Origin of the sequence: Marinomonas sp. UCMA 3892, from assembly GCF_012726345.1 — a bacterium.
Classification (GTDB): domain Bacteria; phylum Pseudomonadota; class Gammaproteobacteria; order Pseudomonadales; family Marinomonadaceae; genus Marinomonas.
The window spans coordinates 195,324-208,505 of the sequence record NZ_PTXN01000009.1 but is presented as its reverse complement, the minus strand read 5'-3'; the positions used below and the strand labels follow the sequence as shown (position 1 = coordinate 208,505).

The 13,182-nt window shown below is 42.4% G+C and carries 11 protein-coding genes; 8 read left to right on the top strand and 3 right to left on the bottom strand.

Going from position 1 to position 13,182, the window contains the following annotated elements:
• Positions 1-4 precede the first annotated feature (4 nt).
• Complete coding sequence (gene clpA, locus B6N13_RS14490; protein ID WP_169459766.1) at positions 5-2,260, top strand: ATP-dependent Clp protease ATP-binding subunit ClpA; 2,256 nt, start codon at positions 5-7, stop codon at positions 2,258-2,260.
• 99 nt (positions 2,261-2,359) lie between these two features.
• Here clpA and infA read toward each other — a convergent pair whose 3' ends face one another.
• A complete protein-coding gene (gene infA, locus B6N13_RS14485) occupies positions 2,360-2,578 on the bottom strand; it encodes a translation initiation factor IF-1 (RefSeq protein ID WP_012070936.1) in 219 nt (72 codons plus the stop codon).
• Positions 2,579-2,806: 228 nt separating this feature from the next.
• Complete coding sequence (gene aat, locus B6N13_RS14480; protein WP_169459765.1) at positions 2,807-3,550, bottom strand: leucyl/phenylalanyl-tRNA--protein transferase; 744 nt, start codon at positions 3,548-3,550, stop codon at positions 2,807-2,809.
• 546 nt (positions 3,551-4,096) lie between these two features.
• Between aat and B6N13_RS14475 the strand changes: the two genes are divergently transcribed.
• The 7 genes from B6N13_RS14475 to cobA all read left to right on the top strand — a co-directional run bounded on the left by B6N13_RS14475 (position 4,097) and on the right by cobA (position 12,630).
• Positions 4,097-5,095 carry a hypothetical protein gene (locus B6N13_RS14475; protein ID WP_169459764.1) on the top strand — a complete coding sequence of 333 codons (999 nt, stop codon included), beginning with the start codon at positions 4,097-4,099 and terminating at the stop codon, positions 5,093-5,095.
• A gap of 175 nt (positions 5,096-5,270) precedes the next feature.
• On the top strand, positions 5,271-8,024 hold the full coding sequence (locus B6N13_RS14470) for a DNA translocase FtsK (protein ID WP_169459808.1): 2,754 nt from the start codon (positions 5,271-5,273) through the stop codon (positions 8,022-8,024).
• Between the two features lie 67 nt (positions 8,025-8,091).
• Positions 8,092-8,718, top strand: coding sequence for an outer membrane lipoprotein chaperone LolA (gene lolA, locus B6N13_RS14465; RefSeq protein WP_248280342.1), 627 nt, complete (start codon positions 8,092-8,094; stop codon positions 8,716-8,718).
• Entirely contained in the window at positions 8,718-10,085 is a 1,368-nt protein-coding gene (locus tag B6N13_RS14460; protein ID WP_169459763.1) for a replication-associated recombination protein A, read from the top strand. The genes lolA and B6N13_RS14460 overlap by 1 nt, the downstream gene beginning before the upstream one ends.
• A complete protein-coding gene (gene crcB, locus B6N13_RS14455; protein ID WP_012070930.1) occupies positions 10,082-10,453 on the top strand; it encodes a fluoride efflux transporter CrcB in 372 nt (123 codons plus the stop codon). Before B6N13_RS14460 ends, crcB begins: the two co-directional genes overlap by 4 nt.
• A 66-nt stretch (positions 10,454-10,519) precedes the next feature.
• A complete protein-coding gene (gene serS / locus B6N13_RS14450; protein WP_012070929.1) occupies positions 10,520-11,821 on the top strand; it encodes a serine--tRNA ligase in 1,302 nt (433 codons plus the stop codon).
• A 65-nt stretch (positions 11,822-11,886) separates the two neighbouring features.
• Positions 11,887-12,630 carry a uroporphyrinogen-III C-methyltransferase gene (cobA, locus tag B6N13_RS14445; protein ID WP_012070928.1) on the top strand — a complete coding sequence of 248 codons (744 nt, stop codon included), beginning with the start codon at positions 11,887-11,889 and terminating at the stop codon, positions 12,628-12,630.
• A gap of 228 nt (positions 12,631-12,858) precedes the next feature.
• Here the strand turns inward: cobA and B6N13_RS14440 are convergent, their stop codons facing one another.
• Positions 12,859-13,179 (bottom strand): TusE/DsrC/DsvC family sulfur relay protein, encoded by a 321-nt coding sequence (locus tag B6N13_RS14440; protein ID WP_012070927.1) that lies wholly within the window; start codon positions 13,177-13,179, stop codon positions 12,859-12,861.
• Positions 13,180-13,182 lie beyond the last annotated feature (3 nt).

Genomic DNA, 13,182 nt, shown 5'->3' with positions numbered 1-13,182 from the left:
AGCAATGTTAGATAAAGAACTAGAACAAACCCTGAACACGGCTTTTAAAGCGGCGCGTGACAAGCGTCACGAATTCATGACGGTTGAGCATTTATTATTAGCTCTTATTGAAAATGGCGCTGCTTCAAGCGTCCTCAAAGCATGTGGTGTGAATTTAGATACCTTAAGTAAGGAGCTTGAGGAATTTGTTGACAGTACGACACCTCTAATCCCTGAAGACGACGATGAGCGTGAAGTTCAGCCAACTTTAGGTTTCCAGCGCGTATTACAGCGTGCGGTTTTTCATGTTCAATCTTCTGGTAAGCGCGAAGTCACAGGTGCCAACGTGCTGGTGGCTATTTTTAGCGAACAAGAATCTCAAACCGTTTATCTTTTAAAGCGTCATGGTGTGGCTCGAATTGATGTGGTCAATTATGTGGCTCACGGTATATCTAAAACAGGTGAAGCGTCTTCGCAGGACATGGATCATGATGACGAAGCAGAAGATACAGCGACTGCGCCGTTACAAAAATTCGCAACCAATCTTAACGAAGAAGCCAAAGCTGGGAAAATCGATAAATTAATCGGTCGTGAATACGAAGTGGAGCGAGTGATACAAACACTTTCTCGTCGTCGTAAAAACAATCCTTTGCTGGTTGGTGAGTCAGGTGTTGGTAAAACGGCCATTGCTGAAGGGTTGGCGCGTCGCATTGTTGATGGGCAAGTGCCAGAAGTTATTGCTGATGGTGTTGTTTATTCCCTAGATTTGGGGGCGTTACTAGCCGGAACAAAATACCGCGGTGATTTTGAAAAACGCCTTAAGCAGTTATTAGGTGAATTAAAAAAATTGCCGAATGCGATTCTTTTTATTGATGAGATTCATACCATCATTGGCGCAGGGGCTGCATCTGGTGGGGTAATGGATGCTTCTAATCTGCTTAAGCCAGTATTGAGTTCTGGTGGCTTACGTTGCATTGGCTCTACAACATTCCAAGAATTTCGTGGCGTGTTTGAAAAAGACCATGCCTTAGCGCGTCGTTTCCAAAAAATTGATGTAAACGAGCCAAGTGTTGATGATACTTATCAAATCTTGAAAGGCATCATTGGTGCATTTGAAGAACATCATAAGGTGAAGTACGAAGAGCCAGCTTTATTAGCAGCAGCAGAGCTTGCTCAACGTTATGTGACAGATCGTCATATGCCTGATAAAGCGATTGATGTTATAGATGAAGCAGGAGCTTACCAGCGCTTGCAACCAGAAGGTAAACGTAAAGCGGTTATCACGGTTGCAGATATTGAAGATATCGTTTCTAAGATCGCCAGAGTACCTGTGAGAGCTGTTAACTCTGATGATAGACAAGTACTGTCTAATCTTGAACGTAACCTAAAAATGGTGGTTTTCGGTCAAGATAATGCCATTGATGCCTTGTCTGCTGCGATTAAGTTGTCTCGTGCTGGTTTAAAAGCCGAACAGAAACCTATTGGTTCTTTCTTGATGGCTGGTCCAACAGGTGTTGGTAAAACGGAAGTGACCAAGCAGCTTGCCAAGCAATTGGGACTTGAGTTGATTCGCTTTGATATGTCTGAATACATGGAGCGCCATGCGGTGTCTCGATTGATTGGTGCACCACCAGGCTATGTAGGTTTTGACCAAGGTGGTTTATTGACCGAAGCGGTGACGAAGAATCCTCATAGTGTAGTGTTATTGGATGAGATTGAAAAAGCGCACCCAGAGGTCTTTAACTTACTTCTGCAAGTTATGGATCATGGTACTTTAACCGACAATAATGGTCGTAAAGCAGATTTCCGCAATGTCATTTTGGTTATGACATCAAATGCTGGTGCTGAAGAACTTGCTCGTCGCTCGATTGGCTTCTCAAGCCAAGATAACTCAACAGATGGAATGGAAGTGATTAACCGAACTTTCACCCCTGAGTTTAGAAACCGCTTAGATGCTGTAATTCAATTCCAGCAACTTGATGAGCGAATTATCTTTAACGTCGTTGATAAATTCTTGGTTGAGCTTCAAGCCCAACTTGATCCAAAAGGTGTCTTGCTAGAGGTCTCAGACACTGCTAGAGGCTGGTTGGCTAACAAAGGTTACGATCGCCAGATGGGGGCGCGACCTATGGCTCGTGTCATTCAGGAGCATTTGAAGAAGCCGCTAGCGGATCATATCCTCTTTGGTGATCTTCATGATGGTGGTCATGTTAAAGTGGCTTTGGATGAAAAGAGTGATGAGTTGAAATTTGAAGTCATCAAAGAGGCTGTTGTGCATTAGTTTTTATAAAATAATGCAACTGTCATGACATAAAAAAACCGGACTTGGTCCGGTTTTTTTATGTCATCAATTTAAGCTGCCCATGCTGGGTTGCTTAAATTAGCGTGCGCGGTAAACGATACGGCCTTTTGAAAGATCGTAAGGTGTTAATTCAACTTTAACCTTATCGCCAGTCAAAATGCGGATGTAGTTTTTACGCATTTTTCCAGAGATATGTGCAATTACAACGTGTCCGTTTTCTAGTTCGACACGGAACATGGTATTAGGCAACGTATCAATGATAGTGCCTTCCATTTCTAAGCCTTCTTCTTTTGCCACAATATGTGTCCTATGGTGTTAACTTACTATTATTTAGTAGACGCCGACCATACCTAAGAGGAGGTCTGCAGACGAAGAGGAAAGATGTTCCTCTTTGGTCAATTGAGCGCTAAATAGCTTAATCATGATTGTGTATTTAGCGACGTCTGAATTTTGATCGAGCGTATTTTGCCTAAAAATGCGGCGTAAGGCAAACCTAGTTGCGTTTTCATGGCGTCTATTTTTGAGCTAAATCGGTTGTTTTTCAGGTTTTTTACCAATATTTATGAGAACTGAGTTCTTTTTTATGTTTGGGATGAGTTGTTCTAAAGCATCACAGAAATTCTCTCTGGGCATTTTTTTTGCGCCTAGAGATAGTAAATGATCCGATTCTACTTGGCAGTCTATCAACTCAATTCCGCAGTCCTTGGTTAGTTCGCAGAATTTTTTTAGGGCTATTTTTGATGCATTTGGAATAAGTGAAAACATAGATTCACCAAAAAACATATTGCCCATTGCTATGCCGTAAAACCCACCTACGAGTTTATTTTTCTGCCAAATTTCAATGGAGTGTGCATAGCCTAATTTGTGTAATTTGGTGTAAGCATTTTTAATGTCTGTTGATATCCAAGTTCCTTCCTTGTCGGCTCGAAGGGCAGAGCAATAGCCGATTACGGACTCAAATTCTTGATTGACAGAAAATAACCATTGGTCTTTTTTTATCGCTTTTTTTAGCGATTTTGAAATATGGAAGTGATCTGGATTGAGTGTGCATCTTTGTTCAGGATGCCACCACAAAATAGGATCGGGATCACTAAACCAAGGAAAAAAACCTTTGCTGTAGAGATGGAGTAATCGTGTTGAAGAAAGGTCTCCACCAATAGCGGATAACCCTTCGGGGTCGTCTAGTGCTTTGTTTGGGTTTGGTGTGTCGTACGGTGACTCTGATAGTAATATGAGTTCGTGCTTTTCACTGTTAGTGGAAGCTGACATGAGGTGATTGTGTTCCCAGTTTTTTTACGGATCATTTTTATTTACTGATTATAGTTTTTTTAATCATAAAAACTATCTTTGTATGTTTTTTATTAAAAAAACTAAAGAAAAAAAGCTGTGCACCGATAATTAAGATTGAGCAAGAAAAGATATTGTTCTTGCTACTTATTGACACAATGTTATTCTTAATTGTCTTTAATGTGCATGAATAACTTAAGAAAAATGTTATTTAAGGCTCTTGTTGGGTGTTTTTCGTCCAAAAAAGGGTGCAAAATGAAAAAAAAAAGAAAAAAAGTGCAAGGAGTGCTTGACCCGTAATGGAAAACTTGGTTTTAATCGGTGCAGTCCTAAACAGTAATTCGAAAAGATAAGTCGAATACGGTATTCGGAACTACAAGATATTTGCTTTTTTGATAACTGTCATGAAAGTGAAACTGATAGGTTTTAAGATACACGAATCGTTGATTTAACAACGTTTCTTGGTTAGATGAAAATCGATCGATAGGTCTACAAGACCATATAATATAATATAAAGGGGAATCTTGAATGAAAGCGATTAAACTTGCTTCTGTGTTTGCGGTAACTGCTGTTGCGGCTGCTGTTTCTACTGCTACCTTCGCTGCTGATGCTATCATCACTGGTGAAGCTGGTGTTGAGTATGTTCAATACCATGGTAGTGCATCAGATACTAAAGGTGATACAGCAGATGGTACTGATCTTGGTGAGTTAGAACTTCATGTTGATACTGGTATTGTTTATGCTGAGCTTGAGTTTAAAACTACAGGTGAAGACGAAGGTACCGATATCAATATGGAAAAACTGTACGTAAAACAAGGTGCAGTTTCTTTTGGCCGTTTTGATGGGTCAGTAGCTACTGGCGCTTTCATGGGGATGGATGAGATCTTCGGTGGTGTTGATACTCGTGATAACCGCGTTGTTAACAAAGAAACTGATAATACAGGTATCCGTTACAAAGTAACTCCAGAGTTTACTGTTGCTGTAGAGGCATCTGGTTCACGTAATGTTCGAGTATCTAAAGCTGCTGTTACTGCTGGTGGTGTAGTTGTTACTCCTGCTGTTACGTCCCAAGAAAAAATTGATTCTGAAATCGGTGTAGCACTGTCTTATGTTAAAGATTTTGGTGTAGTTAAGCTTGGTGTTTCAGCTGGTGCTATCGGCGACACTAATGCTTATAACATCGGCGCTCAAACGACTGTTGGTATGGCTACTATTTCTGCTAACTACGGTGCTGGTAAGACTATTGATGACGTTGATACAGATTCTTCTTCAGCAACTACTGATGTTGAACAAGCTCAGATTAACATTGCTTTGGCCGTGACTGATGCTTTGACTCTTACTTATGAATATGCTCGTGATCTAGAAAATTCAGGTAAAGCTGGTAAGGCTGACCATGTTGATGCGACTTACTTCATTGCAGAGTATGCTGTTGGTGATCTAACTTACTACTACAAAAACTACAATGGCGATGCTGAGCTAAATAGTGATATCGGTAAAAACATTGTTGGTGTAAAAGTTTTCTTCTAAGACTTTTTGTATAAGGTATTCTTTAGAAAAGAGAATATCTTTACTGGTAAAAGCGAAAGCCAGCCCTTTGGGTTGGCTTTTTTTATGGTAAGCTTAGCGAACTTATGACTCAGCTGTATGGGGCATGTTTTGTTTTGATTAGCATAAGATAGGAAGGCGCGTTTTGTCAGAAAAAATGAGTGAGTCGGTACGATCACCAATTTGGGATATGTTTGCCAAGCAAGCGGCATTTATTGCGGCTTTGTTATTTTTATTCTTCTTTGGTTTGGCGACCTATACCTACAGTCCAGATGATGCTGGTTGGTTTTATTCAGGTAGCGGCGCTGCGACTCAAAATTCTATGGGGCCAATCGGTGCCATTCTTGCGGATTTAGCATCTGGCTTTTTTGGTTCTTTGTTTTATTCTTTGCCTCCTTTGTTTTTCTGGGTTGCTATAATTATATGGCGTAATCCTCACTCTCTGTTACCACTCAATAACGCTTTGCTTTGCACTGTCGGTAGCATCTTATATTTATCATTTGGCTCTGTGCTGTGTTTTTTGCATACGGTGGGTGAGCCTTCTCTGCAATATGGTACTGGTGGGATATTGGGACGTGGTCTTGGGGTCTTGCTGTATGGCTTTATTGGTTATGATGGCGCAACTTTAGTTAGTTTGGCTTTGGTGATTTTGTCTTTTACTTTATTGTCTCAAGTTCATTGGTTAGGGGTGATGGACAGTTTGGGGGAAAGGGCTTACACCTTCGTCATGTATATTCGCCAAAAATGGGCTGATAGCCGTGAAGCAAAAGCCAGTAAAAAAGCCAGTGCTGCTGATAGTGTTGATATAGCAGATGAAGTAGAGGAGCCTGCGATTGTTAGAAAGAGAAGAAAAGCTTCTATTGAGCCTGCTATCAAAGATCATTCAAAAGACAAGTCAAATCCTAACGTTTTGTTTGAAGATTCATTAGGTGAGGAGTCTCATCTAGAGGAAGGTAAGAAATCGAGGTTTCGTTTGCCTTCTCTGTTTTCAAAATTTAAATCGGCTAAAGCAGATGAATCCCCTGCGGATTTGCCAATCACTCATGAAGAACCTGCGTTTGGAGGTTTAGATGACTTGTCTGTTGACGGCCTATCCTTTGATGATAAAGACGTTAATTTTGGCGATACTCTTTATATCGAAGAATCTTGGTCAACAAAACGTGATGACGTAGCGAAAGACAAGATTGCTCAACCTAAACAAACAGCAGCAGCGAAGCCTTTTGAATGGGAGGATGAGGATAAGCAAGAAGTTGTTCCTTCAAGTATTTCTAAAGAGCAAGCTGATGCCATGCTGTTTAATGATGACAAACAGCCTTCGATGATTCCTCCGGCACATAAACCGGCATTTCGTACGCTGTCTGAAGCTAAACAGCTAGATTCTCTTAGCGGTCCTTATGCCGATGAGGTCGAAGGTAATAAAAAAGTTGAAGCTTACTCTTTGCCTGATCGTTCCGTTCTTACCAAGCCAAAGCCAAAGCAAGGAGGCTATTCAGAAGATGAATTATTGGCATTATCTGAATTGCTAGAGCAGCGTTTGCAAGACTTTGGGGTAAAAGCTGACGTGGTTGAGGTTAATCCTGGTCCTGTTATTACTCGTTTTGAAATTCAGCCGGCACCAGGAGTAAAAGTATCTCGTATTACCAACTTAGCAAAAGATCTTGCGCGTTCTTTAAGTGTGATGAGTGTGCGAGTCGTAGAGGTAATTGCTGGTAAATCGACCATCGGGATCGAGATTCCGAATCAAGTTCGCGATACCGTGTATTTTTCTGAAGTTATAAACTGTGAAGCCTATGATAGATCTTCTTCGCCGCTTACTTTGTCACTCGGTCATGATATTTCTGGTGAGCCTGTTGTTGTCGATTTAGCAAAAATGCCTCATGTGCTTGTTGCAGGTACAACAGGTTCAGGTAAGTCGGTTGGTGTTAACGCCATGATTTTAAGTATGTTGCTAAAATCGACGCCAGATGAAGTGCGTATGATCATGGTTGACCCAAAAATGCTTGAGTTATCGATCTATGAAGGTATTCCACATCTATTGACACCTGTTATTACGGATATGAAAGACGCTGCCAATGGTTTGCGTTGGTCGGTAGATGAAATGGAGCGTCGCTATAAACTAATGTCAAAATTAGGTGTGCGAAATATCGCGGGTTATAACAAAAAAGTGCGAGATGCTATTGAAGCAGGTAAGCCAATTCAAGATCCATTATGGCAACCTGAAATGGCTATGTTCTCGGAAGATGGTGTTGCTCGCACTGTGCCACATTTAGAGCCTTTGCCTTACATTGTAATCATAGTCGACGAATTTGCCGATATGATGATGATTGTCGGTAAAAAAGTGGAAGAGCTAATCGCTCGTATTGCACAAAAAGCGCGTGCTGCGGGTATTCACTTAATTCTCGCGACACAGCGTCCGTCTGTAGACGTTATTACCGGCTTAATAAAAGCGAACATTCCAACTCGTATGGCATTTCAGGTTTCTTCGAAAATTGACTCACGAACGATTCTTGATCAAGGCGGTGCAGATCAGCTGTTGGGTATGGGGGATATGTTGTATTTACCTGCTGGTTTGCCAACTCCAATTCGTGTGCATGGTGCCTTTGTATCTGATGAAGAAGTACATGCAGTGGTTGAAGAGTGGAAGCAACGAGGCGAGCCAGACTATATTCAGGATGTAGTAGTGAACCCCGAAGACCTAATGACTGACGGTGGTGGAGAAGATAAAGATGCACTTTATGATGATGCTGTGAAAATTGTCATTGAAACGCGTAAAGCTTCGATATCCTCTATTCAGCGCCGATTAAAAATAGGTTACAACAGAGCGGCTAACTTGGTTGAATCAATGGAGGCTGCAGGTCTAGTTGGCCCAATGGGAACCAACGGACAGCGTGATATTTTGATTCCAGAATAAAGAATGATGGTTCAAGAGTTCTTGTTTTTCGGAACTCTTATTTTTAATGTTTTTATGGAGATACAACTTGTTAAATAAATTAGTCACTATGGCTATGTTTACTATCGTAACGGTTTTTCAGACAGCGATGGTGCAAGCAGCCGATGCAACCAGCTCGATAGAAAGTTTGTTAGAATTGAATCGTAATATTGAAGGTGAGTTTCGACAGGTCACGTATGATGAAAAGGGCAAGCAACTGCAAGTAAGTGAAGGTGTTTTTCTTCTGGCAAAGCCTAATCAATTTGTTTGGGATAGCGTGACGCCTTTTGCCCAGCGTATTATTTCTGATGGTAAATATATTACCGTTTGGGATGTGGATTTAGAGCAAGCGACGAAGAAGCCTTTGTCTGGTGCGGTAGGGAATTCTCCGGCTGCGCTATTAGGTCAGCCAGCAGCAGAAGTGCTTCCACACTACAATGTGACGAAGCTTGGCGATGAAAAGTTTCGTTTAGCGCCGAAAGAAGACCAGGATTTATTTCAAACACTGACACTGTCTTTTCGCAATAAAGTGATTAGCGCGATGAGTATTTTAGATGCGCTAGGACAAACAACGGTGATTGAATTTAAAAATGTTGAGACGCATGAAGGTGTGGCGAAAGAAAACTTTGTCTTAGACTTGCCTGCAAACGTGGATGTGATTGTAGAAGGTCAGTAATGAAGGATCTTTTTTCGGACATTCCAACAGGCGGGTATCAGCCGCTAGCAGCCAGAATGCGGCCAGCTAGTCTAGATGATTACATCGGGCAGTCGCACTTAGTTGGTCCGGGAAAGCCATTGCGAAGAATGGTGGAGACAGGTCATTGCCATTCTTTTATTCTGTGGGGGCCTCCGGGCGTAGGTAAGACTACTTTTGCTCAGCTTCTGTCTCATGCCTTGGATGCACAGTTTATTGAAATATCTGCCGTCATGTCTGGTGTGAAAGAAATTCGTGCTGCGGTAGATCAAGCGAAGCAGTTACGTGCGATGAACGGCACACAAACGGTGTTATTTGTCGATGAAGTGCACCGTTTTAATAAGTCACAGCAGGATGCCTTTCTGCCATTTATTGAAGATGGTACCTTCTTATTTATTGGAGCCACCACAGAAAATCCTGCCTTTGAACTTAATTCTGCATTGTTATCAAGAGCGCGTGTTTATCGTTTGAAAACACCAAGTGTTGAAGATGTTAAACAGGTGTTGGTTCGAGCTTTACAGGATCACGACAAGGGAATTGCTGCGGATTCACAGGGCAATGCATTTCAAATAGACGATTATTTCTTATCTATTCTTGCGCAAGCCGCTGATGGTGATATTCGTCGAGGCCTCAACTTTTTAGAGATATTATCTGATCTTGTAGAGCCGGGAAGTAAGGTGACTCAAGAGCAGTTAGAAGATGTATTGGGCGGCAGTGTTCGTCGTTTTGATCGTAAGGGAGATGTGTTTTACGACCAAATTTCGGCGTTTCATAAATCCGTTCGTGGCTCCTCGCCTGATGGCGCCTTATATTGGATGGCACGTATGCTGGATGGCGGTTGCGATCCTTTATACATAGCGCGTCGTTTACTGGCAATAGCATCAGAAGATATTGGCAATGCAGATCCTAGAGCTTTGCAAATTGGCTTAAACGCTTGGGATGTCTTTGAGCGAGTTGGTCCGGGTGAAGGAAATCGTGCTATTGCGCAAGCTGCTGTATACATGGCGTGCGCACCCAAGAGCAACGCAGTTTATAAAGCCTTTAATCAGGCAATGTCTGATGTTGCGGCGCAACCTAGTTATGAAGTGCCTGTACATTTGCGTAATGCACCAACCTCTTTGGCGAAAAGTATGGGGCACGGAGATGAATATCGCTACGCTCATAATGAGCAACATGCTTACGCCGCAGGGGAAAACTATATGCCTGAAGAGCTGGCTAACATGCGCTATTATCAACCTACCGATCGCGGTTTAGAGAAAAAAATCAATGACAAACTGGCTTGGTTGTCTGATTTAGACGATCAAAGTCCATTGCAGCGTTATGACTTGTCTCAAGGGTATAAAGAATGATGTATTTTATGATTGCGGTGGGTGGCGCTTTTGGCGCATTAAGTCGTTATGGTATGACAAAATGGATTAATACCTACTGGAATCACCATTTTCCCTTTGCGACTATGGCGATTAATGTTCTAGGCTGTGTGTTGATGGGCGTGGCGTTTGTAGTGATAAGCGAGCGTATGCCGTCTCTTGAACCATACCGACCTTTAATAATGGTGGGCTTTTTAGGGGCATTTACCACTTTTTCGACTTTTTCTTTAGAAATTGTCTCTCTTATTAACATGCAGGCTTGGCTAAGTGCGGTAAGCTATTTATTATTGAGTTGTGTTTTGGGAATAGCTGGTTTAGCGGCTGGTATGGCTGTTACTCGTTTTTTTTGATCCCTGTTATTGTTTGAAGACACCTAATTTATTTATACACACTGATTGAAGGATATTGTTGCCCAGATGTTAGACATTAAAGCATTACGCGCTGACCCGGAAGCCATTGCGGCTCAACTTAAAAAGAAAGGCTATGAGTTGGATGTGGCGACTTTTTCTTCCTTGGAAGAGCGTCGTAAAGCCATTCAAGTAGAAACTGAGCAGCTACAACAAGCCCGAAATTCAGTGTCCAAAGAGATTGGTCAGGCGATGAAGTCTGGCGATAAAGACAAAGCGGCTGAATTAAAGGCACAAACAGCAACGCTAGGTGATGATCTTGAAGCAGCCAAAACACAGCTAACACAAGTTCAAGAAGAGTTGGAGAGCTTATTAGAAGGCATTCCAAACCTTCCACATGCCTCTGTCCCTGAGGGTAAAACTGAAGATGATAACGTTGAGATTCGTCGTTGGGGAACACCTAAGCAATTCGACTTTGAGCCAAAAGATCATGTAGATCTTGGTGAAGCGATGGAAATGCTCGATTTTGAAGCAGCGGTAAAAATTACCGGTTCTCGTTTCGCTGTTATGCATTCTGATTTGGCGCGCCTACATCGAGCTTTGACTCAGTTTATGATCAACACTCATGCTGATTTGCATGGTTACACTGAAGTGTATGTACCGTATTTGGTAAATGCTCATTCTCTAAAAGGAACAGGTCAGCTACCTAAGTTCGAAGCTGATTTGTTTAAAGTGCCAGTAGATAAAGACAGCGGAAATAACGATCTTTATCTGATTCCAACGGCAGAAGTGCCAGTGACGAATCTGGTTCGTGATGAAATTTTAAATGACGCTGATTTGCACAAGAAATTTGTTGCTCATACACCTTGTTTCCGTAGTGAAGCGGGCAGCTATGGCCGTGATACTCGCGGTATGATTCGCCAGCATCAGTTTGAAAAAGTTGAGCTGGTTCATGTTTGTCGTCCAGATATTTCTGAACAAGTGTTAGAGGAGTTGGTTGGTCATGCAGAAGTAATTTTGCAGAAACTGGAGCTTCCTTACCGAACTGTGATTTTGTGTGGCGGTGACCTTGGCTTCTCTGCACACAAAACTTACGACATTGAAGTGTGGTTGCCGGGTCAAGGTAAATACCGTGAAATTTCTTCTTGCTCAAATATGTGGGATTTCCAAGCTCGTCGTATGCAAGCGCGCTGGCGTAACCCCGAAACAGGTCGTCCAGAATTGGCACATACCTTGAATGGTTCTGGTTTGGCTGTAGGTCGTACATTAGTTGCCGTACTTGAAAACTATCAAAATGCTGATGGTAGTGTGCGTGTTCCTGATGTGTTGGTGCCTTATATGGGTGGAAAGACCGTATTGAAAAAAGCGTAAGCTGAATTTTCTAATAAAAAAGCCTCAACGGAGGCTTTTTTTGTATGAGTGGATAGTGGAAAGTTATGACGGGCAAGGTCTATTTGATTGGTGCGGGTCCAGGTGACCCTGAGTTATTGACGTTAAAAGCATATCGTTTATTGAAAATGGCCGATGTGGTTTTGTACGATCGTTTGGTTGGCAAAGAGATTATTGAGTTAATTCCTGAGTCAGCAGAAAAAATGTACGTGGGTAAAGCCAAGTCTTTGCATAGTCTTCCGCAAGAAGAGATTAACAGCCTGCTTGCTGCCAAGGCTAAAGAAGGCCACATGGTAGTGCGTTTAAAAGGTGGCGATCCTTTTATATTTGGGCGCGGTGGTGAAGAACTTGAAGAGCTGATTGAAGAGGGGGTCCCTTTTGAGGTGGTTCCAGGTGTAACTGCAGCAGCGGGTTGTGCAGCATATGCAGGGATTCCGTTGACGCATCGGGATTATGCTCAGTCGGTTCGATTCCTAACAGGTCATTTGAAAGACGGAACAACAGAATTGCCTTGGGAAGAGTTGGTGCATCCAGCGCAAACCTTGGTCATTTATATGGGCTTAACAGGTCTTAAAGACATAACTCAGTCGTTGATTCGCTTTGGTATGAGTCCATCTATGCCAGTCGCCATTGTGGAAAAAGGCACTACCAGTGAACAACGTGTTTTTACGTCCACCATCCAAGACGTCTATGAGGTGTCCGTGGTGAATGAAGCGAAATCGCCAGCGTTATTGATAATTGGTGAGGTTGTGAACTTGCAGAAGAAATTAGAGTGGTATGGTAAATATTGATATTGGATTGATGCATTTTTATAGGCTTTTGTGGGCCGTGCTTTAGCGCGTCAAGGGTTTTGGTTTGGTGTGCTCCGGCTTTTGACGGTCTGAAGGCCGACCTGCAGGTGATTTGGTTTAGTGTGATCCGGCTTTTGACAGCCTGAAGGCCGACCTGCAGGTGATTTTGTTTGGTGTGATCGGGATTTTAACGGCCTAAAGGCAGACATACATGGTTTTTTGTCTGATCTACAAGCAATTTGCTGGTTTGGGAAGGCCAGCAATCTTTGCTGCTAACTTAGGCGGGCTGCCGGGAAATAGTGTCATTAAATAAATGCTTCGTCCTTTTTCTGCGCCGAGTTTTTTTGATACCGCTTTTACCAATGGCCGCATGGCGGGAGAGACTTCAAATTCAGTGTAGAAGTCGCGCAACAAATAAATAATTTCCCAGTGCGCATCGGTTAGCTCAACTTCAACATCTTGCGCCAATTGATTGGCAAGCTCTGGTGTCCAATCTTGTAGATTGAGCAAGTAACCTTCTTCATCTAGAACTACTGTGTTGTCTGTCATGTT

Excerpts from the sequence above, each read along its gene's own strand:
- clpA (WP_169459766.1), top strand. The coding sequence starts at position 5 with ATGTTAGATAAAGAACTAGAACAAACCCTGAACACGGCTTTTAAAGCG.
- aat (WP_169459765.1), bottom strand. The coding sequence starts at position 3,550 with ATGTCAGCTTCCACTAACAGTGAAAAGCACGAACTCATATTACTATCA.
- B6N13_RS14475 (WP_169459764.1), top strand. The coding sequence starts at position 4,097 with ATGAAAGCGATTAAACTTGCTTCTGTGTTTGCGGTAACTGCTGTTGCG.
- B6N13_RS14470 (WP_169459808.1), top strand. The coding sequence starts at position 5,271 with ATGAGTGAGTCGGTACGATCACCAATTTGGGATATGTTTGCCAAGCAA.
- B6N13_RS14460 (WP_169459763.1), top strand. The coding sequence starts at position 8,718 with ATGAAGGATCTTTTTTCGGACATTCCAACAGGCGGGTATCAGCCGCTA.
- crcB (WP_012070930.1), top strand. The coding sequence starts at position 10,082 with ATGATGTATTTTATGATTGCGGTGGGTGGCGCTTTTGGCGCATTAAGT.
- serS (WP_012070929.1), top strand. The coding sequence starts at position 10,520 with ATGTTAGACATTAAAGCATTACGCGCTGACCCGGAAGCCATTGCGGCT.
- cobA (WP_012070928.1), top strand. The coding sequence starts at position 11,887 with ATGACGGGCAAGGTCTATTTGATTGGTGCGGGTCCAGGTGACCCTGAG.
- B6N13_RS14440 (WP_012070927.1), bottom strand. The coding sequence starts at position 13,179 with ATGACAGACAACACAGTAGTTCTAGATGAAGAAGGTTACTTGCTCAAT.